At 62.4% G+C, this 24,159-nt stretch carries 18 protein-coding genes; 6 read left to right on the top strand and 12 right to left on the bottom strand.

Translation table 11 applies throughout. The features are described from left to right. Positions 1-108 precede the first annotated feature (108 nt). From IPV69_RS03680 to rsgA, 5 genes are all read right to left on the bottom strand, one after another. Complete coding sequence (locus IPV69_RS03680; RefSeq protein WP_206293561.1) at positions 109-1,608, bottom strand: hypothetical protein; 1,500 nt, start codon at positions 1,606-1,608, stop codon at positions 109-111. A 62-nt stretch (positions 1,609-1,670) separates the two neighbouring features. Next, positions 1,671-3,014 carry an NAD(P)/FAD-dependent oxidoreductase gene (locus tag IPV69_RS03675; protein ID WP_206293560.1) on the bottom strand — a complete coding sequence of 448 codons (1,344 nt, stop codon included), beginning with the start codon at positions 3,012-3,014 and terminating at the stop codon, positions 1,671-1,673. Between the two features lie 74 nt (positions 3,015-3,088). Continuing rightward, entirely contained in the window at positions 3,089-4,144 is a 1,056-nt protein-coding gene (locus IPV69_RS03670) for a glycosyltransferase family 2 protein (protein ID WP_206293559.1), read from the bottom strand. Positions 4,145-4,409: 265 nt separating this feature from the next. Beyond that, entirely contained in the window at positions 4,410-5,525 is a 1,116-nt protein-coding gene (locus tag IPV69_RS03665) for a serine hydrolase domain-containing protein (RefSeq protein ID WP_206293558.1), read from the bottom strand. Positions 5,526-5,647: 122 nt separating this feature from the next. Beyond that, on the bottom strand, positions 5,648-6,742 hold the full coding sequence (gene rsgA / locus IPV69_RS03660) for a ribosome small subunit-dependent GTPase A (RefSeq protein WP_206293557.1): 1,095 nt from the start codon (positions 6,740-6,742) through the stop codon (positions 5,648-5,650). Between the two features lie 145 nt (positions 6,743-6,887). Here rsgA and IPV69_RS03655 point away from each other — a divergent pair, with 145 nt between their 5' ends. Together IPV69_RS03655 and purF are read left to right on the top strand one after the other, a co-directional pair. Further along, entirely contained in the window at positions 6,888-7,505 is a 618-nt protein-coding gene (locus IPV69_RS03655) for a Uma2 family endonuclease (protein ID WP_206293556.1), read from the top strand. A 73-nt stretch (positions 7,506-7,578) separates the two neighbouring features. Then, positions 7,579-9,036 carry an amidophosphoribosyltransferase gene (gene purF / locus IPV69_RS03650; protein WP_206293555.1) on the top strand — a complete coding sequence of 486 codons (1,458 nt, stop codon included), beginning with the start codon at positions 7,579-7,581 and terminating at the stop codon, positions 9,034-9,036. Positions 9,037-9,299: 263 nt separating this feature from the next. Here purF and IPV69_RS03645 read toward each other — a convergent pair whose 3' ends face one another. Next, on the bottom strand, positions 9,300-9,716 hold the full coding sequence (locus IPV69_RS03645; RefSeq protein ID WP_206293554.1) for a RidA family protein: 417 nt from the start codon (positions 9,714-9,716) through the stop codon (positions 9,300-9,302). A gap of 77 nt (positions 9,717-9,793) precedes the next feature. Between IPV69_RS03645 and IPV69_RS03640 the strand changes: the two genes are divergently transcribed. Beyond that, on the top strand, positions 9,794-10,255 hold the full coding sequence (locus IPV69_RS03640; RefSeq protein WP_206293553.1) for a hypothetical protein: 462 nt from the start codon (positions 9,794-9,796) through the stop codon (positions 10,253-10,255). Between the two features lie 65 nt (positions 10,256-10,320). Here the strand turns inward: IPV69_RS03640 and IPV69_RS03635 are convergent, their stop codons facing one another. Next, entirely contained in the window at positions 10,321-11,025 is a 705-nt protein-coding gene (locus tag IPV69_RS03635) for a YceH family protein (RefSeq protein ID WP_206293552.1), read from the bottom strand. A 153-nt stretch (positions 11,026-11,178) separates the two neighbouring features. On the opposite strand from IPV69_RS03635, the gene IPV69_RS03630 reads away from it, so the two are divergent. Continuing rightward, positions 11,179-12,432 carry a putative DNA modification/repair radical SAM protein gene (locus IPV69_RS03630; RefSeq protein WP_206293551.1) on the top strand — a complete coding sequence of 418 codons (1,254 nt, stop codon included), beginning with the start codon at positions 11,179-11,181 and terminating at the stop codon, positions 12,430-12,432. 26 nt (positions 12,433-12,458) lie between these two features. Then, the gene (locus IPV69_RS03625; RefSeq protein WP_206293550.1) at positions 12,459-14,015 is read left to right on the top strand and encodes a UdgX family uracil-DNA binding protein; all 1,557 of its coding nucleotides are present in this window, start codon (positions 12,459-12,461) and stop codon (positions 14,013-14,015) included. 52 nt (positions 14,016-14,067) lie between these two features. Here IPV69_RS03625 and IPV69_RS03620 read toward each other — a convergent pair whose 3' ends face one another. Further along, a complete protein-coding gene (locus tag IPV69_RS03620) occupies positions 14,068-15,459 on the bottom strand; it encodes a DUF1501 domain-containing protein (protein WP_206293549.1) in 1,392 nt (463 codons plus the stop codon). Positions 15,460-15,702: 243 nt separating this feature from the next. Then, positions 15,703-19,008 (bottom strand): PSD1 and planctomycete cytochrome C domain-containing protein, encoded by a 3,306-nt coding sequence (locus IPV69_RS03615; RefSeq protein ID WP_206293548.1) that lies wholly within the window; start codon positions 19,006-19,008, stop codon positions 15,703-15,705. A gap of 276 nt (positions 19,009-19,284) precedes the next feature. On the opposite strand from IPV69_RS03615, the gene pyk reads away from it, so the two are divergent. Continuing rightward, complete coding sequence (gene pyk / locus IPV69_RS03610; RefSeq protein ID WP_206293547.1) at positions 19,285-20,697, top strand: pyruvate kinase; 1,413 nt, start codon at positions 19,285-19,287, stop codon at positions 20,695-20,697. An 83-nt stretch (positions 20,698-20,780) separates the two neighbouring features. On the opposite strand, the gene IPV69_RS03605 is transcribed toward pyk, so the two are convergent. The 3 genes from IPV69_RS03605 to IPV69_RS03595 are packed head-to-tail and all read right to left on the bottom strand — an operon-like array spanning position 20,781 to position 24,044. Further along, a complete protein-coding gene (locus IPV69_RS03605; RefSeq protein ID WP_206293546.1) occupies positions 20,781-21,707 on the bottom strand; it encodes a DUF1559 family PulG-like putative transporter in 927 nt (308 codons plus the stop codon). Further along, positions 21,704-22,387 carry a response regulator gene (locus IPV69_RS03600; protein WP_206293545.1) on the bottom strand — a complete coding sequence of 228 codons (684 nt, stop codon included), beginning with the start codon at positions 22,385-22,387 and terminating at the stop codon, positions 21,704-21,706. Before IPV69_RS03600 ends, IPV69_RS03605 begins: the two co-directional genes overlap by 4 nt. A 28-nt stretch (positions 22,388-22,415) precedes the next feature. Continuing rightward, positions 22,416-24,044: an ATP-binding protein gene (locus IPV69_RS03595; RefSeq protein WP_206293544.1), complete on the bottom strand. Its 1,629-nt coding sequence runs from the start codon at positions 24,042-24,044 to the stop codon at positions 22,416-22,418. Between the last annotated feature and the right edge of the window lie 115 nt (positions 24,045-24,159).

The raw sequence follows: 24,159 nt of genomic DNA, 5'->3' as shown, positions 1-24,159 counted from the left end.
TCACCGCGCGGCGACGCCCGGCCGAGCCAGTGATGCCATGACAGGTGACTTTCCTGTCCCTGTTCACCAGGGTGCTCGAGTCCCGCGGATCGCTCTCAACCTGCATGGTTAAGCACGGCGATATACGCTGAGCTTGTAGAGCTTGGCAACGCCTTGAACCGCCTGCCCGGACCTTGTGTCGTTCCTGTACTCAGCCGTCAGTGTCCAAGTGCCACCGATTCCTGCAATGACCTCAGCGGCGTCCTTCGGATCGATGATCAATACGGTCGCTGCTGCCTTATCCGCCTTGCTCATGGCCGGAATATAGTTGTAGACAAACGTCATCGCGGCCTGGCGCTTGACGGGATAATAAGCCTGGTAGTCGCAGACCACGTAGTCGGCGGGAGTGACCTGTGCCGTGCAGAAGGCTTGTACCGGGGCGTAGTCTCGCTGACGCCACTCCCATACGGTGACGGCCATCCGTAGGGGCCATGCGGCCGCGGCGAGCAGCGCAAATGCAACCGTCGCGTGCGACAACCACTGGCGTGAACGCGGCGTGGCGCATTCCCGTTCCCACGCCGCCATAACACACACTGCCATCGGCGCCAGTTTCATCCATGCGTAGTAGATGGGAAACTTTCCGGCAAAGCCGACGAACGCGGGCACGCCAAGCCCGAGGACGAGGCCCACGACCGCGGGCTCGCGCAGCTTCAGGCCGGCCAGCCCCATATGTCGCAGCCGAAGAATCAGAAAGACGATCAGTGCGGCAGCCAGCACGTGTGCGCTCGCGTCCTCCGTGACTCCGGCAATCGCCTCTGCGATCCGCGTCGTGATACCGCCGCCGCTATGGGACGCGCCAGTTACGGCACCCCAGAACCGTGGCCAGAGCCCTTTCGACTGGAGAAACGCAAACCATCCGCCAAGGCCAAGCACGCACCCGGCGCCGACCAGCGCAACTCTAAAGAAATACCTTCTGTTGGCGAGAAACCCGACGATTCCCAGGAACGCGACATAAGGCAACGCTTGGAGCGCGGCCAGCGGGATCAATACAGATGCGACGAGCATACGCAGCGGTGACAGCCGGTCCCGATCTGCGACGGCGATCGAGAAAATGATGGCAATCAGGACAAATGCGATCATGTCCGGACGTCCGCTGCGGAAGCAGAACGCCATTCCGACCGTGCCGAACAGCAAAGCGGTCGTCCCGAGGCGCGCTCCTATCGATCTCACGATTCCCGACCGATAGAGCGATTGCCAAAGGACGGCCGCCGCGAGCAGCACGAATGCATAGTTCAGGGAGCGGACCGCCGTCGGGCTCCAGCCGAAGATCCGTACCCAGCCGGCCAGCGCGAGCGGGTGCAGCGGGACATTGGAACAGAAGAACTCATCGCGTGACTGAAATGGCCACGCTGTGGACGTCCACCCTCGGCCTGTCGCCAGATTGATGCCGGGGTCGGAATAAGAGACCTCATCCTGCCAAACGGACGGGCTGCGGTCGGCGGTCAGCAGATTTACGGCCAGCCAAACAACGGCCAGAAGCAGAAACCAATTCCATCCGGGCCTGGAGTCAGGAGGGGCAGGCTTCTCGACGTCAGTTTCGGCGACGCTAATCTCGGCGGCTTGCGGCATTGTTTCCCTCGTTACCGGCAGATGGACAAGCGACTCTGGATCCAGAGGGTACTGGCCGTGCGTCACCGAGGACTTTCTCCCAGACTTCTCGCAACGTCTCTGCCGATCGCTCGGCCTTCCCGGACTGCGTAGTTTGTTCCCCGGTCTTCCGGGTACACCTGCGCCATTGTTGCGATGTGGAAGCCCGACAAGGGTGTGCCGGCCGGGGGAATCATGGCGCCATAGTGCCGTTCGACGATCGGCTGTGCATATCGGGCTCGCCACACGTGATGTTCCTTCACCCAACTTTTGTCGAACTTAGGAAACATCCGCTTCAGATGGGGCAGGCTGAAGGCGAGCACGTCGGCATCACGCATGCGGTAAAGCTCTGCATCCTCGGGCAAATACTTCGAAAGATAGACAATGTGTCGCCCCCCGTAGCTCGCCGCTGGCTCGAAGTTGGTGTGCTCGATCACGCCGACGTAAGGGAATTGGGGGTCGTTCACATTCAGCCAGTAGGTGTCTGACAGACTTCTGTCCAAGCCGAGCACCAGGCAGATATTCGCGAGATAGCGGATCTTCCCGAGGCTCGCGGAGAAGGCCTCAGCGACATGACCTTTCAACAAGTCGGCAATAATGGGCAGCGCCGGCGTCGCGATGACCGCGCGGGCGGGAAACACTCGATCGCCCGCAACGACGCCGGTTACAGCGCCGCCTGCGGAAGTGATTCCGGTGACTCGGGCATTACACTCGACATGCCCACCAAGTTGGATGATGCGTTCGGCCATCCGATCGGCAAGTGCAGCGAACCCGCCCCGGTAGTAAGCCAGCACTTCGCCCCCCCCTTTGCCTCTGCTGCCCCCCCGCAGCTTGAGCTTGTTCCAAAACCATACTGCGGAAATCTCGTCGGCCACCGATCCGAACTTCCCCTTGAGCAGCGGTTCCCAAACCACCTCGTAAACCTTCGGTCCGGCCAACTGAATAAGCCATTCAGCAGCGGTAACGCCTTCGAGTTGCCGCCAGTCTTTCACTTTCCTCGCCTTGAGAACGAGCAAGCCGAGGCGAATTCGATCGATCATTGCGAGCGGCTTGAACTTTAGAACGTCCAGAGGACGACTGAGGCGAAAAGTCGTGTTTGCGAAGTAGAGCCCTGTTCTCGTCGGGCGATGGATGACCTGATCGGTGACGCCCAGTTCGTTAACCAGATCGATGATGTGTGCGTCATTCGTGAACCAGTGATGGTAGAACTTCTCGACGCGCTGCCCATTGACGTCAAACGTGCCGGCAAGTCCCGCGGGAGTGCTGTCGGCCTCCAGCACAGTGACGGGAATTCCAGATTTGGCCAATTCCAATGCTGCGGAAAGTCCGGAAAACCCCCCGCCGATTACAACTACCGGATCACCTGATCCGCGGTCGATAGAGTTCATAAGGTCATCTCAGATGTATTGGGTGATTACGTCTCGGCAGCGAATGCTTTCTAGCCCAACCTGCTCACCATCGATCAGCTCTGGCGCGTGTCGATCGCATGTTCCTGACGCGAGGCCACGGTAGCCTGCCGCGACGTGTTGGCGTGGCTATCGGGGTCGAAACCAAGCCTCTCGCCGACCAGAAACAGCGGCCGGCGTTTGACTTCGCGATACACTCGCCCGAGATACTCGCCGATGATGCCCACCGACAGAAGTTGGACACCACTGAAGAAGAGCACCGCAATGAACAGCAGCGTCCATCCGCTGACCCATACGTTGGTGAATAGCCTCAGGATCAATGCGTAGAGAATGCCGAAAGCTGCAAGCACGGCCGCAGCAAAGCCTATCCCTGTCGAAACGCGCAAGGGTGTTAGTGAAAACGACAGCAGGCCATCGGTCGCGAAACGCACCATCTTCAGGATTGGGTATTTGCTTTCGCCTGCGAAGCGCGGTTCCCGCCGGTATGGGACGGCGACCTGGCGAAATCCCACCCAACTGACCATTCCGCGAACGAAGCGATCTCGCTCCGGCATCGACAATAGCGCATCGACAACGCGACGACTCATGAGCCTGAAATCCCCCGTATCGACCGGTATCGACACGTCAGACATGCGGTTAATCAGACGGTAGAAGAGTTTCGCAGTAAATCGCTTAAATGCGGTTTCGCCTGGTCGGTCGGTTCGCTGGCCATAGGCGACATCCACACCGGTACGCCAAAGGCGCACCATCTCGACGATGACCTCGGGAGGATCCTGTAGATCCGCGTCAATGAGAATAACCGCCTCCCCGCGCGCGTTGGATACCCCCGCCGTAACCGCGACCTGGTGGCCAAAGTTTCGCGAAAGTGCCACGACCCTCACATTCGAGTCCGCCAACTGCATCTCGCGCAGGATCTCGAGAGTCGTGTCGCGGCTGCCGTCGTCCACGTAGATGATCTCGAACGCATGTCCGATCTCGCTTAACGTGCTGGACAGGCGTTGGTGAGTGACACGAATGACGTCTTTTTCGTTGAAGCACGGAACGACGACAGAGATAGGCTGCTCAGTTGAGGTTGATCGGTTCTGGGTGTCGAGATGTTCTTCCGTGGCCATATCTGCTCGATTCAAACAACCCTTGGGGAACGGATGGGAAACACCACCGCCGAAGAATCATCGTCCTGTTGATTTTACGATGCCAAGCTCGTCGCCAATGGAGAGAACCGCGGTGGACGCCCACCTCCGCAAAACATGCTCCCTCTGGCACTGACTGCGCGAGTGTACCGTGCGGTAGAAAGGCGCACAATCGACAGGACTGGGCGCTGATCGGATGTGAATGACTGCCGCGCCTTTCGCGTCAAGTGCCGCGACCGGACACGCTTCAGCCGATGTCGTTCTCTAACGCGACCAATGTCGCTTTCAGTCTTCGATGATGTGACGGTTCCCCGCATTGACCGTTCCAGGTGATGACCGCGACCAGGCCACGGTCGGGGTCGGCGAAGGCGCAGGTGCTCTGCGCGCCGCCATGGCCGAAAGCGCGGGGGCCGGCGCTGGTGCCGTAGCCGTAAGGGACGGTGTCGGGGCCGTATCGGGACGAATTGGTATTGAACCCCAGGCTCCAGTCCATCGTGCTGCGGAACGTGTGATCGAACAGGCCGACCCGGTGTGGCGTGATGAGCTTTTCGAGCGACGCAGGCTGAAGAATGGCGGACGACAGAAGCCCTTCGTAGAACCGGCCGAGCTGCCAGGCCGGGCCGCGTCCGCCGCCGCTGGGACGACAGTTGGCAGCGGCGACCTCCGTATCGAGCCCCGCCGGCTCCATCGGCTTCTTGTAGGTGTTCATCATCACGCCGATTCGATCGCCGTAGTCACGGTAACGCTCCGGCGGCATTGCCAGCCAGGTGTCGGTCATGCGCAGGGGAAGAAAGATCTCGTCGCGACAGTAGTCGGAATAGGTTCTGCGACCGGGGTCCAGGCGCTGCACCACCTCGGCCAGGATGAACCAGCTTGCAAACGGGCTGTAGCCGGCTTTCTCGCCGACGATCCAGCCGGGCTCGATCTGGGCGGCACAGATCGTCGCGACGATCTGATCCCAAGGCGTTTCCGGCCAGCCGAGCTCAATAAAGCGAAGCCCTGCCGTGTGGGTCAGAAGGTGTGTGAGGGTGATGCGGTCTTTGCCGTGGGCGGCAAACTCGGGGATGAACTTGACGACGGGGTCGTCAAAGTCGAGCAACGCTTTCTCGCGAAGCTGGGCCAGCGCGACCGCCGCGAACGGCTTACTGGCCGACAGCCAGAGCATGAGGGTATCCCGCGTCATCGGCACAGGTGCGGCATCGCCGATTGCCGGCCGGGCCAGACCGAGTGCGAAGTCGGCGATCGGTTTCGCATCGATCGAGACATAGACCTGCGCACCGATGTGATGACCGGTCGCGGCCCATTCGTCGATGACGGCCGTCGTGCGGGGGAGGGATTGCGGGTCGTTCGGGTCGGTCGGCATGGACGTAAGCGATTTGAGTAGCTACGGAAATTCAGGGGCGAATCGACACTCCAGCCAGGACATCACGACCAAGAGTGCACCTGCGGTGCGACCGCTAAACGATCGGCACGGACATGGTTGCGTCAGGTATAGCCCGGTTCCGGCAGCGATTCGAGAATGCGGCGATAACTGAGCTTGCGCCAGTCGGGCGCATTCCCCGAGGTGATGTCGGGAAAGAACTCTTCCAGGTTCTCGCGCGTCACGCCCCACAGGCCGAACTGCTTCACGCCCGGCGTATCAACGACCGCCCCGCCGATGGTGAGCGGATACCGCCGGGCGGACGTCGTGGTATGCCGGCCCTTATCGGTGTACCGGCTGACGATGCCGACACGAAGATCGAGCGTGGGTTCGATCGCGCGGATCAGGCTGCTTTTGCCTACGCCGCTGTGCCCTGCCAGCACGGTGATGCGGTTGGCCAGCAGGTCGCGCATCTCTTCCAGGCCGATCGCGGCATCCACGCTGGTCCGGCAGATGCCGACGTCCATCGTGGCGTAGTGGGCGAGCACTTCGTTGGCCTCGGCCAGGTCATCGGGAACCTTGCCGTCGTCTTCGGGCTTTGCCAAGTCGACCTTGTTCAGGCAAACGATCGGCTTCAGGCCCCCCGCCTTGGCGGCGATCAGCATACGGTCGATCAACCCCCACTTCACGTAAGGCTGGCGGATGCTGGCGACGATCAGTACTTGGTCGGCGTTGGCGATGATGGGATGCTGCGTCGTCCCTTTGAAACTGTCGGCGCGGGTCAGCATCGACTTGCGCGGCATGATCTGTTCGACCACACCTTCCGGTTGCAGGTCGGCTGTCGCGGGGCCACCTTCGACCAACGGCGCACCGCGCTCGGTCTCGATTCGGAAACGAACAAAGTCCCCCACCACGACGAATGTATTCGTGGTGCGAGTGAGCGTTCGCCGAATGACGCAAAGGTAGGTTTTGCCCTGATAAGCAACTTCGCTGAACAGCGAGAACACCTGGATGACTTCCCCGATAGGCAAGGTTTCGAAATCGATGCCCGATTGTTCTTCTCGCAGCGCGGCGGTTTTCACCATCCTGTCGTGCTGCTGCGTCTTGTTGCGTTCGCTGAAGGTTTCGTTCTGTTCGACGCGGTCTTCGTCAAAATCGCCGGTCAGATACCGACTGGTGAAGTCCTTCTCGCGAGATGCTTTCTTCGGCTTTCCTCGCATAAGTGCTTAATGGGCGGAGAGGTGCGTCATGGTTAGGGTCGTTCCTGAGACCGATGATAGCCGAGGCATTACTGGAGGGGTGAGTGAATCGCGGTTATAATCGGCAGTCGACGTTCGCGTGGCTTTGATTCGTAGCTGGCTCATCATGAAGTTGCTCGAACCCAGAATCAAACGTTGGACTCGAGACGAATACTACCAGATGGCCGATCTGGGGTGGTTCCGGGGTAAGCGTGCGCTGTTGCTGAGTGGGGAGATCTACGAGATGGCAGGCCAAGGCAATTGGCATAGCGTGGCGATCAGCTTGGTGGACATCGCGTTGCGTCCAGTGTTCACAGTGGACAAGTACTGGATTCGCCCGCAGATGCCTCTCGACTTGGAAGACGGCACATCCGAGCCCGAACCCGATATCGCCGTTGTCCTCGGAACGCCCAACGACTATTCGCAGCACCCTTCGACCGCACGACTGATCGTGGAAATCGCCGATTCGTCCCTTTACCTCGATCGGCGGAAAGCGGCGTACTATGCGGCTGCTGATGTGCCAGAGTATTGGATTCTAAATCTGCGAGAACGCGCTTTAGAGGTTCACCGGACGCCGCAATGGAACTCGACGAGCCATTGGGATCGCGACACCCCGCCGGACGCGAGCTATACCGATAGACAGATACTGTCACCGGATGACGTGATTTCGCCGGTCGCCATGCCGACCGCCACGATCGTCTTGAACGAACTTTTCCCTGCCCGACCGAAGGGCGATACATTCTGACGTTTTGCGTAGCTTGACCGGGTCCATTTGTTTGCGAGGCCGACTCATCGGGTCAGCCTCACTGGAGATTCCCTTGAGCGTTCCGCTCACCGTGCTTGAAGACAGTCTTCTCGATGAATACGAGAAGAAAGAAAAATGCGGCGTCTTCGGCATCTGGGGCCCGAAGGAAGCGGCGCAGATCACCTACACCGGGCTGTTCGCGCAGCAGCACCGAGGTCAGGAATCCGCCGGCATTGCCGTCACCGATGGCAAGGATTTGAATGGCCATACAGGCATGGGCCTAGTCAGCCAGGTGTTCACGCCGCGCATGCTGCGGGAAGAACTCGCCGGCACCGGCGCGATCGGGCACGTGCGCTACAGCACCACCGGTAGCAGCAAGCTCGCCAACGCGCAGCCGCTGCTGAGAGAGTTCTCCCTCGGCCCGGTCGCCGTGGCGCACAACGGCAACCTCATCAATGCTCAACTGCTGCGCAAGGAATATGAAGCCCACGGGCACATCTTCCAGAGCACGACCGACACCGAGATCATCGTCCACCTGCTGGCCAAGCCGAGCCATGCCAGCAAGGCCGATCCGCTGATCCACGTTCTAAAGCATCTGCAGGGTGCGTTCAGCCTGCTGTTCCTCTTCCCCGACCGCATCGAGGCCTGCCGCGACCCGTACGGCATCCGTCCGCTGGCCCTCGGCCGCACAAGGGAAGGCCACTGGTGTGTCGCAAGTGAGACGTGCGCCTTCGACGCGATCGACGCAGAGTACGTCCGCGATATCGAGCCTGCGGAGATCGTCCGCATCGACGACAGCGGCGTCAGCACCCGCAAATACGATGTGCCCGCGCCCGAACTGGCCCAGTGCATGTTCGAGCACGTCTACTTCAGCAACCCCGCGAGCAAGATCTTCGGGCAGAACGTGCACATCACCCGCGAGGCGATGGGCCGCCAACTCGCCCGCGAAGCACCGGTGAAGGCCGACTTCGTCATGCCGATGCCCGACAGCGGCCGGTCGGCGGCGCTGGGTTTCTCGAAGGAAAGCAAGATCGACTTTGAAGAAGGCATCGTCCCCAACCGCTTCGTCGGCCGAACATTCATCCTCCCCGGCCAGGCCGCGCGCGATAAAGCCGTCGCGGTGAAGCTGAATATCATTCCAGACGTGGTGCGCGACAAGCGCGTGGTAATCGTGGAAGACTCGGTCGTCCGCGGGACGACGACGCGCTCCAAGATGCGCGCCATTCGCCGGGCCGGCGCGAAAGAGATCCACCTTCGCGTCAGTTGCCCGCCGATCCGCCATCCCTGTTTCTACGGCATCGACTTCCCCACCAACCAGGAACTGATCGCCTACAACCGCACCGTGCAGGAAGTCGCCGACTTCCTGGAGGTCGACAGCCTGGCGTACCTGTCGCTCGAAGGCATGGCCGCGTGCATGCGCGGCCAGCCGAAGGACTACTGCTCGGCTTGCTGGAGCGGGCACTACAAGATCCCGATCGACCAGCCGCAGAGCAAGTTCTACTTCGAGCGGGATCAGCTGAAGATGTTCTAGCGGATCGTGCCGATCCGCGGCTCAGTTTGGGTGGCATGTGCAAGCGTACTCGCTTGCCCGTGGCGGATGCTGTCGGACTTCCCCTCGGGCAACGGTTTCGTCTTTTGTGACATGCCCACTCCGAGAGATGGGCTTCAAGTTCCGCGAGACACTCTCGCGTGGGCATGTGCTCTGCGGCCGAAATCAACCTACACACGCCCACGCGGGAGGACCATCAGTCTTCAAGTGTCATGGCCCGGCGTGGGCATGGCACGCGACTATTGTCAGCCCACAATCACATCCGCCTCGATCTCAATCTGCGCGTCGCCGTCGATCAGCTTTGCCACTTCCAGGATGCTTGTCGCCGGGCGGATTTCGCCGAAGACTTCGCCGTGTACGCGGGCGACTTCCTCCCACTTGCTGACATCCGTCACGAACATGCGCGTGCGGATGACCTGTTCCATCTTGCCGCCGAGGGCTTCGATTGCGGCGCGGATGATCATCAGGCTGCGGCGGGTCTGGTCGCCGAGGCTCTTGGAATAGGAGCCATCGGCGCTGACGCCGACCGTGCCGGTGACGGCGATGAAGTTGCCGCTGCGGACGGCGCGGGAATAGCCCATGATCGGCTCCCACTTGCTGCCGCTGCTGGCGGTCTGACGGCCGAAACGGTCGGTGACGGAAATACGGATATCGCTGCTCATGTGTCGCTCCAATTCGTAAGGGGTCGGGAGTTTAGCGGCCGGTGTGATGCGTTGAAAGCTGCCCTACAATGCCGGCCATGGAAATCCCGTCGCTGCTGCTGGTCTTAAATCTTGCGAGCACCTGGTACATGGTCGGGCTGATCTGGTTCGTGCAGGTTGTTCACTACGCGCAGTTTCCACAGGTGGGCGCCGATCGGTTCTGCGACTACCACCGCCGGCATACTCGCTTCACCACGCTCGCCGTCGGACCGGCGATGCTGGTGGAGATGTCGACGGCCGTCCTGCTGCTGGTTCGGCCACATGCGGCGCTACCAACGTGGGCCGCGTGGACTGGTGTCGGCCTGGCCGCCCTGCTCTGGCTTTCGACGGCGTTCCTGCAGGTGCCCAAGCACGACATCCTGTCTCGCGGCTTTGACGCATCCGCCTGCCAAACACTGGTACGGACCAATTGGCTGCGAACCGCGATGTGGACGGCCCGAGGCGTACTGATGGCGTGGGTGGTACTGCAAGCGCTTGGTGTCAACGCCGGTCACGCTTGATGGCGGAACTGCCGCCGTAAACGCAACCAGGCCTCGGCTGCTTCCTCGTCCTGCGTCAGGCAGGTTCAGACTCCCGCGATGGGGTCTGCGGCTCCGATTTCCGCTGCCAGTCGGCTCAGGGCGGCCTTCAGGGCTGCGACCTCGCTTTCAAGTGCGGCGACGCGATTCACCAGCTCGGCATCCGCCGAACTGCTGGCGGGCATATCGGCGGAGGATCGCGCCGTTTCGGCGGCGACGATCGCGCCCGCGGCGACGGCCATTGCATCAATCGGGTGGGCATCGGGGCACAACAGTTGGGCGTACTTTTCTGCACGCGTACCCGGTGCCGGCGGCAGCCGGCGCACCAGCGGCTCGGCCCGCTCCATCAGCGACCGCAGGAATCCCTCCGTCGAAGGGAGCGATTCGAATGGCTGCATTCGCGACGCTCGGCTCCGCAGTTCCCCCGCCGACTGCGGACCGCGCATCAGCAGCTCGGCGAGCAGCGCCAACTCCGCCGGCCGGCAGTCGAGCTTCTCGGCGGCGGTGTGTTTGTACTTCGACACCCGCGCCCCGGATTGCTCCACGACCACCACCAGTCCCTTCTGTCGCAATCCTTCGGTCGCGGCGTAGGCTTGGTCGTCGTCCATCTCGAGCACGGGAAAGCGGTTGTTCTTCTGGTTCGATCCGTTCACGATCGCATTGAGCGTGAGCGGGTACTGGTCCGGCGTGGTCATCTGCTTTTCGATGAGCACGCCGAGCACACGGCATTCATCAGGGAGGAGCGGTTGCATGACGCCAAGTGTAACGTCGCGACCAGTGGCGCAGCACGGCGCTTTCATTTCCCTTGAAACCCGATTCTTATCCGGCCGTTAGCGATAAGTTTGGATATACTTTAGTTGTCGTTTTGTGACCGGTCATGCGGGCAACGAGAAAGGCTTCCACGGATGGAACTGCGTCAAAAGCTCGCCATTCTCGCCGATGCCGCCAAGTACGATGCCTCGTGCGCCAGCTCCGGATCGCGTCGGCGGAACGACGGCACGCAACTGGGCGACACGACGAAAATCGGCATCTGCCACAGCTACACGCCGGATGGCCGGTGTGTTTCGCTGCTCAAGATCCTGCTGACCAACTACTGCATTTACGACTGCCAGTTCTGTGTCAATCGCGTAACCAGCGACACGCCACGGGCGCGGTTTACGCCGGCCGAGGTCGCACACCTCACAATCGAGTTCTACAAGCGCAACTACATCGAAGGGCTATTCCTCAGCAGCGGGATCATTCGGTCGGTCGACTACACGATGGAGCAGTTGATCGAGGTCGCCCGGTTGCTTCGATACCAGGAGAACTTCAACGGCTACATCCATCTCAAGACCGTTCCCGGGGCCTCGCCGGAGTTGATTGAGCGGGCCGGCCTGGTCGCCGATCGACTGAGCGCTAATGTGGAACTGCCCACGCAGGAAGATCTTGATCGACTCGCGCCGGAAAAATCGCGACAGCAGATCGAGAAGACGATGCAGGAGATGGCCGGGCAGATTCTTGCGTCCGGCGAAGAGGTGCGAAAACACAAGAGCGCACCGAAGTTCGCCCCCGCCGGACAGAGCACGCAGATGATCGTCGGCGCGACGGCCAGCACCGACGGGCAGATCCTGCAGACCGCCGACGCCCTTTACAGGCGGCACCGCCTGCGGCGGGTGTATTACTCGGCGTACAGTCCGATCCCTCACGGCGACGACCGCCTGCCCCCGGAACCGCCGCCGCTCATCCGCGAACACCGGCTGTACCAGTCCGACTGGCTAATTCGGTTTTACGGGTTCGGCGTCAATGAACTCACGACGGCCGCCGAACCGAATCTGTCGCTGGAGATGGACCCCAAGCTGTCGTGGGCGCTGCGGAATCGTGATCGATTTCCGGTGGACCTGAACAAGGCGCCGCGCGAATTGCTACTTCGCATTCCGGGGCTCGGCGTGCGGAATGTCGATCGAATTATCCAGATTCGCCGGCACCAGAGCATCCGTCTGGACGACCTGGCGAAGCTGCGAGCGCCGATGCGGCGGATTCGGGCGTTCGTCATCACCGCCGACCACAATCCCGAGGCGCTGCGAATCGATCGGGACGACCTGGCTCATCGCGTGGTAACGCCGCACGTGCAGCTGGAGTTGTTCGCGGCGGCCGGGTCGGCGCGGACCGGAGAAGTGTGACAACCGAGTGTTTCGGAGGGGATTCGATGTACCAGCTCACGACCGACCGAGACTTCGACCGCTGGCGCGACCTAGCCCGGCAGATGCTCGCTGGTCAGATCTCGCCACCCCAGATTCTCTGGCTCGATCGTGAGGATGAGCCGTCGCTGCTGTCGAACACCGCGCTCACCCCACCGGTTTCGTCGCAGCCGGCTGCACAGACCCGGGTGCCACGCGAGTACCTCGACCTGGCGAGCAAGGTCGCCTGTCATCGCGACCCCGATCGCTGGAACCTGCTCTATCGAACACTCTGGCGTCTGACGCACGGCGAGCCGGAACTGCTGGAGCGGGTGACCGACGACGACGTTTATCAACTGGGCGCGATGGAGCGCGACGTCCGCCGCGACCGCCATAAGATGACCGCTTTCGTGCGCTTCCGACAGGTGCCGGCCGAATCGGGCGAAGAACATTTCGTCGCCTGGCACCGGCCGGACCACTACATCGTTCGCCTGACGGCACCGTTCTTCCGCGGCCGGTTCGCGGCGATGCGGTGGACGATCCTGACGCCAGATGATTCGGTCGCGTGGGACGGGCACACGCTGCATTTCGGTCCCGGCGTGCCGCAGTCGCAGGCACCGCAAGCGGACGAGCTAGAGTCCCTCTGGCGGACCTATTACGCGAACATTTTCAACCCCGCCAGAATCAAGATCGCCGCGATGAAGAAAGAGCTGCCCGTCCGGCATTGGTCCACGCTTCCGGAGACGCAGCTCATTCCCGATCTGCTCGCCGAAGCACCAAGAAGGGTTGAGGAAATGACCAGAAAATCGAGAGAAAACGCCCGGCCGGGCAGCGGCCCCCGCAGCAGCGGATCGGCAAGGCCTGGAGACGCTGCTGCCGGAGATCTGTACAGTGCATCAACGTCGCCGGAGACGTACGCGAGTGGCCTCCCCGCTGGCAAGGCCGCCACGTTTCCCTGGACGGCCGAGCCGTTCATTCCCCAGTCGCGCAGCCTGAAGGTGCTCGCCGAAGCGTCCAAGAACTGTCGCGGCTGCGACCTGTGCGATATCGGCTCACAAGTCGTCTTTGGCGAAGGACCGCACGACGCGATGGTCATGTTCGTCGGCGAACAGCCCGGCGATCAGGAAGACCGCCAGGGCCGGCCGTTCGTCGGGCCGGCCGGGCAATTGCTGGACGAGGTGCTTCAGCAGGTCGGCATCATCCGCGACGAGTGCTACGTGACCAACTCGGTCAAGCACTTCAAGTTCGAGCCACGCGGCACGCGGCGAATTCACGCTAAGCCGAGCAGCCGTGAAGTTTCGGCATGTCAGCCGTGGCTGGTACGTGAGATCGAGGTGGTGCGGCCGCAGATTCTCGTTTGCCTCGGATCGACGGCGGCGCAGACATTGCTCGGTCGCGACTTCCGTGTCACCCAGCGGCGCGGAGACGTAATGAAGACCGAATGGTCGCCGTGGACGATGGCGACCATCCATCCTTCGGCATTGCTTCGCATCCCCGACGAGGCACTTCGGGCCAAGTCACGCGGAGAGTTTGAGGCGGATCTGGCGAAGGTGGCCGAGCAGATTGCGAAACTGAAAGCCGGATGAGTGTCCGTCTCCGACTCTTGTCACCTCTACCCCGTACTCGGGGCAGAGGGCGTCACGCCAGGATCGGCGTGATCAGCTCGCCATGAACGTCCGTCAGCCGCATGTCGCGGCCGCCCCAGCGGTAGGTGACCTTTTTGTGGTCGAGGCCCAGGAGGTGCAGCATGGTCGCGTGCAGGTCGTGGATCTGGCACTTGCCGTCGACGGCTTTGTAGCCGTAGTCGTCGGTCGCGCCGTAGACGGTGCCGCCTTTGACGCCGCCGCCGGCCATCCAGACGCTGAACCCGAACGGGTTGTGGTCGCGGCCGTCGGCACCCTGCGCGAAAGGCGTGCGCCCGAACTCGCCGGCGAAGACCACCAGCGTGCTGGAGAGCAGACCCCGGCTCTTGAGATCCTTCAGCAGGCCGGCGATCGGTTGATCCACCGCGGCCGAATTCTGCTCGTGCCCCTTTTTGAGCTCCTTGTGCTGGTCCCAGCGGTCATTGCCGGTGTTGGGGACGGTCAGCTCAATGAACCTCACGCCCCGCTCGATCAACCGACGGGCGATCAGGCATTCGAGGCCGAACGTCCGGGTTTTGTCGTAGGTCGCGTCCAGACCGTAGAGCGTCTTGGTCGCCGCCGACTCGCCCGTCAGGTCCATTAGTTCAGGCACCGCCGACTGCATGCGGAACGCCAGCTCGTAGTTGGCGATCGCCGACTCCAGTGCGTCCTGCTTGCCCATGCGTTGTGCCGCGCCGGCGTCAAGTTTGTTCATCAGCGCGAGCTTGCCGCGCTGAAGCTCGGGCCGGGCCTCCAGCGGCGTGACGTTCGCCACCGGCTGTTTGGCCGGCTTGAAAACCGATCCCTGGTACGATGCCGGCAGGAAGCCGCTGTTGAAGTTGTCGAGCCCGCCCGGCGGAATCAGCCCGCCATTGAGGACGACGAACCCCGGCAGGTTCTGGCACTCGCTGCCCAGACCGTAGGTGAACCAGGCTCCCATGCTCGGCCGGCCCTGCAGGCCGGAGCCGGTATGCAGAAAGTAATTGGCGTTGGTGTGCTCGGAGAACGCCGAGGTCATCGACCGCACGACGGCGATATCGTCCATCAACTCGCGGACATGCGGAAAGAGGTCCGACACCGGCGTGCCGCACGTTCCACCGGGTTTGAACGCCCAGGGCGAGCCGAGCGTGTTGCCGTTGTTGGCGAACTGCGTCGGCTCCATCTTCATCTTGAAGGGCTGGCCGTGGTCGCGGGTCAGCATGGGCTTGGGGTCGAAGGTATCGACCTGCGAGGGACCGCCGTCCATGTAAAGGAAGATGACGTTGCGGCATTTGGCCGGGAAGTGCGAAGCCCGCGCCGCCATCGGGCTGCCGCCGGGCGTTGGCACGGTATCGGCGGCAAAGGCGCGGTCGTTCAGCAGCGCCGACAGCGCCACCGCGCCGAACCCGCTGGCGCAGTTGCGAAGCATGTCACGGCGGGAAAGTGCGGGAGCGACGAAGCGTTGGCAGTGGTGTGTCATTGGACGGTGCCTTGAGCAATTTTGACGTTCCTATGGCTCGTCACGGGAAACGTCTTCGATGTTCCGAACGACTCCTGGGACCGCCGAGCGCTTGCTCGGCACGAACACCAAACAGATTCAAAGAGCCGAGCAGGCGCTCGGCGGTCCCAGGAATACCCGACTGTCTCCAGGGGTACTCCGAAGGACCCGGTGTCACGGTACGTAAATGAACTCCTTCACGTTCATCAGTACATGCGCCAGATCGGCCCAGGTACGAATGTCGTTCGCGCGCTTCTCCTGATCGATTCCCAGTTCTGCCGCCTGCTGCTGAAGGAACGCATTGGCATCGGCGACTTCCGTCGGAGACGGCGGGCGCGCGAACGCCATTCGGTACATCCGGTCAATTCGCTGGTCGGCGGTGGCAAGCTTCTCGTCGGCAAGTACGGCCTTGGCCCAGAGCGTGGCCTGTTCGACGACGAACGGATCATTCATCAGGATCAGTGCCTGAGCCGGCACGTTCGACGCGCTGCGCTTGCCCATCGCGTTAAACGGGATGGGCATGTCGAACGCCAGCATCATTGGCGGGAGGAAGTTTCGGCGGATGGCGGTGTAGATGCTCCGGCGGCCGGCACCGTCCATCGGGCCGCTCCTGCCGGGGCGGCCACGGCCTTCCATGAAGTCGGTCAGGTAGACGTCGACACTCGGCCCGAACAGTTTCGGGTCGAGCCGGCCGGAGATCGCAAGCATCTGGTCGCGAATCGCCTCGCCTTCCAGTCGCTGGAGATTCGATCGGTGCAGCAGAAGGTTTTGCGGGTCGGCAGTCGTCGCGACTCCTGTCTCACGGCTGCTCATCTGCCAGGTGCGTGTCAGGATGAGCCGGCGGATCAGCCGCTTGGTTGACCAGCCGTCTTTCACAAACTCGGCGGCGAGGTGGTCGAGCAGCTCCGGGTGCGTCGGCCGATCCCCGAGCTGACCGAAGTTGTCGGTGCTCGCCACAATGCCCCGGCCGAAGAGGTGATGCCAGACGCGGTTAACCATCACCCGACTGGTGAGCGGGTTATCGCCGCTGGCGATTTTCTGCGCCAGTTGCAGCCGGCCGGAGCCGCGATCGATCTTCATCGGCGCCGGGCCGTCGAGCGCTTCGAGAAACCGCCGAGGGATGACGTCGCCGGGCGTCTTGTGCAGGCCGCGGATCAGCAGGCGCTCGTCGAAGCCGGTGCCGTCGAGCATCGCCATCGCGGTGGCGGACAGTTTGAACTGAGAGCGGATCGGCTGACGGTTCTTGGCGTGGTCGGCGAGGATTGCCGACACGCGTTCTTTCGCGGCGTCGTCGTAGCCGAGAAGTGCGGGCTTCTGCCAGAGCCAGTCGGCGAGTGCGGCGTGGGCTGGTGCGGGTCCGGTCGCCTTGGCGATGACGTGCCATGCTTGCGTCAATTGGGCTGCCATGGCCCCTGCGACGCCGTCCACGCTGGTCACACGGTCGCCGATGGCGCGGGCGACCGATCCGCCCAGCGTCGGCAGTACTTCTGCCGTATCCCCGAGCTTAACGAACCGGATGTCCAGCGACGACTGACCGGCGGCCTCGAACTCGATATGGGCCCGCTGACCGATGTAGCCGCTCAGATCGACGGCTTTGATTTGCCAATCCGGGGCCTTGATTTGCTGGTTCGAAACGCCGTGCAACGGACCGCGGACCATCCGGTGGGAATCGATGCAAATGAACGCCTTGCCGTTGCCGCGGACGAGCATGCTCAGCTTCGGCTTGGTGATCAGGAACGTCGGCGTGCGGATCAAGCCGGGCAAATCGGCGCCGGTGGCGTTGGTCCCGGCGGCGTCACTGCTGGCGGTCGCGCCGTCAAAGACTTTTGCGACCGGCGCGTCAGCGGCACCAATCCGGAAATCCGCGGACGAAGGTGGCTGGGTACCGAACGCAAAACCGTCGGCGATCCATTGCCCCGGCGCAACCGCGCCGTAGTCAACAACCGTGATGGCGGCCTGCCCGGCCGCCGGCGTCGCCAGTTCGGCGAGCGCCTTGGATACCTGTTCTGTCGTCGCCGGCGGATTCAGCCGGGCGATTGATGCCAGCACGAACAGCGGGTGTGCCGCCGTCTTGGCCCTCTGCAGTTCTCCTCGCCACGTAGCAACGATCCTCGGGTTGAGATCGGCCGGCGGCTTTGCATTGGCATCGCGAAGCTGGGCGACCGCGGCCGCGAGATACGCGTTCAGTCGGTCGGCGGTCGGCTGCGTGGCGCGCGCCAACTCGGCTCGCAGCTTCGCCCGGGTCTGGCTATCAATCTCGGCCAGCTTCCCCACAACGCCGCGGTTGAAGGTGTCATTCTCGAACGCCACATCGCGGTAGCTGCTCGAATGCAGGAAGCCGGCGAGCGCGTAATAGTCTTCGTCCTTGATCGCGTCGAACTTGTGATCGTGGCAGCGGGCGCAGCCGATGGTGAGCCCGAGGAACGTCTTGCCCATGACGTCAATCTGGTTGTCAACGCGGTCGGTCTCGTCCTGGCGGATATCGACGGGCGAGTGCACCCATTCGCCGAGAAACCAGAAACCCGTCGCCAGGATCGATTCGTTGACCTCCCCCGAGCGGCCTGTCCGGGGTTTCTCCAACAGATCGCCGGCGATGTGCTCGACGACGAACTGGTCGTAAGGCACATCGGCGTTGAAGGCCCGGATGACGTAGTCGCGGTACTGAAACGCGCCATCAATGGCATGATCGAACTCGTGGCCGCGTGTCTCGGCGTAGCGGACAAGATCGAGCCAGTGCCGCGCCCATCGCTCGCCGAAGTGCGGCGACGCCAGCAGGCGATCGACCACTTTCTCAAACGCGTTCGGCGAAGCATCGGCTACAAATGCTTCGACCTCGTCCACTGTCGGCGGAAGGCCGGTGATCGCGAAACTCGCCCGGCGGATGAGCGTTCGGCGGTCGGCCTGCTCGGCCGGCTTCAGATCCTTTGCCTCGAGCTTCGCCAAGATGAACCGGTCGATGTCCCCCGCCGGCCAGGACGCATCTTTGACCGTCGGCGGCGCCACTGGCTTGACCGGTTGCCACGCCCAGTGGTCGGCCTTTCGCTGCGCGATGTCGAAGTTCGAACTCGGCTTGGCGACCACCGTCCCTTGCTCGGCCGGCCAAGGTGCGCCGCGTTTGACCCATTCTGTGAAGTCAGCGACCTGCTGCTCGGAAAGCTTTCCCTTCGGCGGCATCTGAAGATCGACGTTCTTGTACGCGATCGCTTCGATCAGCTTCGACTTGCCGGGGTCCCCGGCAACGATCGACGGCCCGTTATCGCCGCCGGCCAGCAACGCAGCCCGGCTGTCAAGATAAAGGCCTCCCTTGTCCTTGCCTTCCTTGTGCGAATGGCACTTGTAGCACCGCTCGATCAGCACAGGGCGGATCTTGTTCTCGAAGAACTCAAGGTCGCCGGGCGATGGCGATTCTGCGGCGGTCGTCGCCCGGGTGGTGGAGCACGTCAGAGCCAGTACTGTGAAAAAGAGAGCGGCGAATCTCATCATCGGTGATACCGTCGAAGTGGGCGAAGGTTCGAATCTACAAGAACAAAGATCTGCGGTGCGACGTCCTGTCGAGCCCTGAAGTCGCTGCCTGTCCGCCAGGGCCGCCCGGTGATCGACAGCATATCAGGGCTGCGCGGGGAGTTTGTTCGGATTCAGCGAACAAGTTCTTGTCGCAATTTGCGGTTCCCGGGGACTCTGTTAATCTCCACGGAACCATCCGCCGCGCTCCTCCGGGGCCATTCCTCGCCCCGGCACCATCCGAAGTGGACATTCATGCGCGGTTACTACAGACACACGAAGATTGTCGCCACCGTTGGACCTGCCACGGAAAGCGAACAGAAGCTCTCGCAGATCATCAACCTCGGGGTCGATGTCATCCGGTTGAACATGGCACATGGCACCGGCGAATGGGTGCAGTCGCTGGTCGCACGCATTCGCAGCGTATCGTCACAGCTGCAGCGCCAAGTCGCGGTCATGATGGACGTCAAGGGCCCGGAGATTCGTACCGGCCCGGTTCCCGAGGCGATCGAACTCAACATCGGTGATGAGTTCGAGTTCTACACCGAAACACCAACCCCCGGCGTGACGGGTGTGATCGTCAATTACCCCGGCCTCCCGGGGGATGTCGCCGTCGGCTCCACGGTCCTGGTGGACAGCGGGCTGCTAAGGCTTGAAGTGCTCTCGAAAGACGAAACGCACGTGCTGTGTCGCGTGCTCACGCCGGGCAAGCTCGGCTCCCGCCGACATATCAATCTGCCCGGGGTTGATGTCAACCTTCCGTCGCTGACCGAGAAGGACGAGCGGGATATCCGCGCCGGCGTCGCCGCGGGGATCGACTTTTACGCACTTTCGTTCGTCCGCCGAAGCGACGACATCCTGGTCCTGCGGGCGCTGCTCGACAGCCTCGGTTCCAGAGCCCGGATCGTCGCCAAGATCGAAGACCAGAGCGGCCTGCGAAACCTCGAAGCGATCGTGAAGGTGACCGACGCGGTGATGGTCGCCCGCGGCGACCTGGGCATCGAAATCGACTACCACGTGCTGCCGCTGGTGCAGCGGCGGATCGTCGACAACTGCCTCGCCGAGGGCAAGCCGGTCATCATCGCCACGCACCTGCTGGAATCGATGATCAGCGCTCCGATGCCGACGCGGGCTGAGATTTCCGACGTCAGCAACGCCGTCCGCGAGCGGGCCGATGCGGTCATGTTGTCGGGCGAGACCACGACAGGTCTGTATCCACTCGAGTGCGTGGAGGTGCTGAAGAACATCGTCAAGAGCACTGAGCCGGTCGAAGTCCGCGGGATGAACGACGCGATCAAGTTGACCGAGCCCAAGAGCAAGATGCTCCGTTCCGCCGCAGTATTGGCACAGGAACTGGGGCAGTCGGGGATCGTGGTGTTTACCCGCAGCGGATTTTTGGCCTACACACTTGGGGCGCTGCGGCCGATCGGCGTGCCGATCTACGCCTTCACTGATGACGAGGCGCTCTTCCGCCAGTTGCTGCTGCCCTGGGGCGTCGAGCCATTCCTGATGCCCTTCAGCGACGACCCCGAAGAGACGATCCAGAACGCCTTGAAGTACCTCAAGAGACGGAGTTGGTGCGATCGCGGCACCTGGCTGGTAGTGATCACCAACGCGTTGGCACACGGGAAGGTCATCGATTCACTGCAGCTTCGGCAGATCGAGTGACCGCCTTCGACCCCTGAGTTGGGCAACGCGTTAAGCTCGTCGAGCCGGGCGGTCACACCGGCATCCTGATGACATGCTCCCGGCTACTTCCCACCCGGATCGTCCGTCGGGAGTAATACAGAGTCGTGTGCATCCACCGGCATCGCCAACTCGCTGGTGATACCCCCGTCGCCGGTGCCGGCGGTGTAGATGTGATCGCGAATGCCGTTACTGCGAAACTCGCCGGCATAGGGCGTGTTCTGAAACTCGGCGTGGCCGTCGGCGTAAAGCACATTCTGGCCGGTATTCCCGTGATTGTTGGAGTTGGCAGCGGCCATGGCGGACGGGCTTGCGGTATGCGGAGGGGCGACGGTGTTGTTCGGTGGATTCGTTCCGCCCCGGGTGCCGGGGTTAATGTCGGCGATCAGGGCAAACTCGGCCCCCAAGGTGTTCTTCCACTGCAGTCGCGACGTTGCCGGGCTCGCCGCCGACGGAAACGCCGATGCCAGCGAATAGGTCATCTGCAGCGGGATCGTTTTCCAGTTGCTCGATTGCTTCGGGTCTTCCGGGTAGGCGACGCCTTCAGTCGCGGGGCAGAGGAACATCTGCGGCGAAAGCTTCTGCGTTTTCATCAGCAAGAATAAGCTCGCCGGCACGTTGTTCTCCCCGACGTATCCTGAATTGCCAAAAGTCGCCGGGACGAGATAGCCGGCGTTATCAAGCAGCATCTGCTTTTTGCTCGGGTCGTACTTTGTGCGAGGGTAGCTGCCGTTGGGCTCGGCCAGACTGTACGTCTGCATCGCCAGTCCGAGTTGCCGCAGATTCGCGGCACACCGGATACGCGTGGCCTGTTCCCTGGCGCGACCAAGGCTCGGAAGCAGAATTGAAATCATCAAGGCGATGATTCCAATAACCACCAGAAGCTCGACCAGGGTGAACCCTACCATCCAACGCTGACGCGAGCCCAGTGCGGACGACCGCACCATAAGGCAATGCGATGGCAAGATGCAGGAGGCGCGGGTGGACTTCATGAAAGTAATCCCTGCTTCTGATACTGACCCAACCGGTAATACAGCTTCCGGATGCTAATACCCAATTCGGCCGCGGCGGCAGTGCGGTTTCCCCTATGCTTCTCGAGCACATGCAGGATGTGCTTCTGTTCGAGCTCCTCCATCGAACCGCCGTCGGCGACCGCAGCCTCGTGACTGGAAGACGTCATCACAGGCCGTGCCGGCTCCTGCGCGAAAGTGGGTGCCCGTTCCTCCGCCGCCGCACGTTCCGCGATGACCTGGCCGCGACGTCGCTTACTGGCGCGATCCAGCGCGACTTCCAGCGTTCCCAGGGCACAAGGCTTGGTCAGGAACTCCACCACATCCAGGTGGATGGCGGCGCGGGCCGCTTCGAGATCGCCGAACCCTGTCAGGATGATGACCTGCAGATCGTGATGATCGCGACGCAACGCCTCGAGGAACGCGATCCCGCCCTTGCCCGGAAGATTCAGATCCAGGATGAGAAAGTCGAACGATCGCTGGGCGAGCAGCTTGGCACCAGCCTCGGCCGAAGAGGCGAACGTGCCGGTAAAGCCCATCTCCTTCAACGCTTTGGCCAGCATTTCACGGATGCGATACTCGTCTTCGACGACCAGGACGTCACGTCCGGTCGAGGCGACGTGCGGGGTGTCGAAGTTGTCATTGCCGGGTTGAAGTTTCACGTCAGCTCCAGATGGTTACGACGCGGCATCAGAGCGGGTTCACCACTGCCGTCACGGCCGCCGCTGCCGCAACGGCACGGACGAGGGCCGGCAGGCGGAGAATGAACCGGCTGCCGCGGCCGACGCCCGCGCTTTCGGCGCTGATCCGGCCGCCGTGGTTCTCAATGATCGCGTGCGTGATCGACAGCCCCAGCCCCGTTCCCGGCTCGCCGACGCCGCGTTTGGCGGTGAAAAAGGGTTCGAAGACATGCTCGAGTGTCTCGCGGGACATCCCTTTTCCGTTGTCTTCGACCGACAGCTCCACCCACTCGCCGGCCCGCTTGCCCGCGATCCTGACCTGCCCGGTACCGGGCGATACGGCTTCCAAGGCATTGATGGTCAGGTTCAGCAGCACTTGCTTGATCTCGGTGGGATTGGCGACCACATCGAGCACGTCGGACGGCCGGAAATCGACCAGCACATTTCGGTCGTTGTAGTTCTTTAGACCCTTGGTGAGCACGGCGACCTGGCGGGCGACGTCGTCGAGGCAGAGCGGCTTTCGCTCATCGGTCCCGCCGCGTGCCAGGGACAGCAATCGGCTCGTGATCTCCTTACACCTGAAGGCTTCGTCGCGGATGATGGTTTGCGCATCCAGTGCCGCGGCAAGTGCTTCGGCCTCGGCCTCAGAACCCCCGCCGGACGCCGATGAGTCCATGTCGCCTTCATCTAGCATGACCCGCCGCAATCCGTTGGCCGCCAGTTCCGCGTATCCGGAGATGATGCTCAGCGGGTTGTTGATTTCATGGGCCACCCCTGCGGCGAGAAACCCAACGCTCGCCAGGCGTTCGGAGCGGACCAGTTCGCGGCTGCGGGCGATGACCTTGTTCTCCAGATCCCGGTAAAGTTCGGCCAGGTCGCGGGCCAGCCCGTTGAAAAAGCCGGCGATATCGCGGAACTCCCGCTGACCGGCCGGTCGGACTTCCTCTCGAAACTCGCGGGCGGCACTGCGCTGCATCTCGCCCCGCAAGACGTAAAGAGGGCGAACCAGCGATCGATACTGTTTGACAAAAATCGCGACCGACGCCGCCGTCACGATCGCCAGGAGTACATACGCCGCGGTCACCCAGCTCGAAAGCTGTTGTGAGGAGACGACCAGATGATGCCGGGCCGCGGCGGAGGACGTTTTCGTCGTTGCAGTGAGCGATTGCCGAAGCCGTTCCAGTTCTTCGGCCGATCGCTTGATGTCACCCGCTGCCATCCGGTTGAGGGGAACCGGGGTACCGGAACCCTCCGATGACTCGCCCACGCCCGCATGGCGAGCCGCCGATTCCAGATGCTCCTGAAGCGCGTCGCTCAATTGCAGTTCGGCCGCAGCGTCGCCGTGGTCGACCTGCGCCGACTGGCGAAGGTGGCCGATAATCTCGGTGATTTCCTGTCGCACCGAGGCGAAGTACTGCCGGTCGTCCGAAGTGCGTGGCTCGGTGCCACGGAAACTGTCGCGCAGCCAGGCGACCTTGGTCACGGTGGATTCGGCGCGATCCTGCGCCGCGTAGGACGCGGTAGCGGCGCGCGACGATCGCGACATCGCCTCCAGCGACCAGACGCTGAACCCGCCGAGGCACAGCACGCCCAGCAGTAGAAGCGAACACCAGAGGAAGAACTGGGTTTTAAGGTTCATCATTCACCGCCGACCAAGCGAAAGAAGTCATACGCCGACGGGATGAGGGTAATCCGCATGGGCAAACTTCAATTCTACCCTGCAAACATTGCAGGGGGTCCTCCGTAGGGAATCG

Origin of the sequence: Humisphaera borealis (assembly GCF_015169395.1) — a bacterium.
GTDB classification, from domain to species: Bacteria; Planctomycetota; Phycisphaerae; order Tepidisphaerales; family Tepidisphaeraceae; genus Humisphaera; species Humisphaera borealis.
Note: the sequence above shows the minus strand (reverse complement) of the source record. Positions and strands in the feature narration are given on the sequence as shown.

Excerpts from the sequence above, each read along its gene's own strand:
- IPV69_RS03680 (WP_206293561.1), bottom strand. The coding sequence starts at position 1,608 with ATGCCGCAAGCCGCCGAGATTAGCGTCGCCGAAACTGACGTCGAGAAG.
- IPV69_RS03675 (WP_206293560.1), bottom strand. The coding sequence starts at position 3,014 with ATGAACTCTATCGACCGCGGATCAGGTGATCCGGTAGTTGTAATCGGC.
- IPV69_RS03670 (WP_206293559.1), bottom strand. The coding sequence starts at position 4,144 with ATGGCCACGGAAGAACATCTCGACACCCAGAACCGATCAACCTCAACT.
- IPV69_RS03665 (WP_206293558.1), bottom strand. The coding sequence starts at position 5,525 with ATGCCGACCGACCCGAACGACCCGCAATCCCTCCCCCGCACGACGGCC.
- rsgA (WP_206293557.1), bottom strand. The coding sequence starts at position 6,742 with ATGCGAGGAAAGCCGAAGAAAGCATCTCGCGAGAAGGACTTCACCAGT.
- IPV69_RS03655 (WP_206293556.1), top strand. The coding sequence starts at position 6,888 with ATGAAGTTGCTCGAACCCAGAATCAAACGTTGGACTCGAGACGAATAC.
- IPV69_RS03645 (WP_206293554.1), bottom strand. The coding sequence starts at position 9,716 with ATGAGCAGCGATATCCGTATTTCCGTCACCGACCGTTTCGGCCGTCAG.
- IPV69_RS03640 (WP_206293553.1), top strand. The coding sequence starts at position 9,794 with ATGGAAATCCCGTCGCTGCTGCTGGTCTTAAATCTTGCGAGCACCTGG.
- IPV69_RS03635 (WP_206293552.1), bottom strand. The coding sequence starts at position 11,025 with ATGCAACCGCTCCTCCCTGATGAATGCCGTGTGCTCGGCGTGCTCATC.
- IPV69_RS03630 (WP_206293551.1), top strand. The coding sequence starts at position 11,179 with ATGGAACTGCGTCAAAAGCTCGCCATTCTCGCCGATGCCGCCAAGTAC.
- IPV69_RS03625 (WP_206293550.1), top strand. The coding sequence starts at position 12,459 with ATGTACCAGCTCACGACCGACCGAGACTTCGACCGCTGGCGCGACCTA.
- IPV69_RS03620 (WP_206293549.1), bottom strand. The coding sequence starts at position 15,459 with ATGCTTCGCAACTGCGCCAGCGGGTTCGGCGCGGTGGCGCTGTCGGCG.
- IPV69_RS03615 (WP_206293548.1), bottom strand. The coding sequence starts at position 19,008 with ATGAGATTCGCCGCTCTCTTTTTCACAGTACTGGCTCTGACGTGCTCC.
- pyk (WP_206293547.1), top strand. The coding sequence starts at position 19,285 with ATGCGCGGTTACTACAGACACACGAAGATTGTCGCCACCGTTGGACCT.
- IPV69_RS03605 (WP_206293546.1), bottom strand. The coding sequence starts at position 21,707 with ATGAAGTCCACCCGCGCCTCCTGCATCTTGCCATCGCATTGCCTTATG.
- IPV69_RS03595 (WP_206293544.1), bottom strand. The coding sequence starts at position 24,044 with ATGAACCTTAAAACCCAGTTCTTCCTCTGGTGTTCGCTTCTACTGCTG.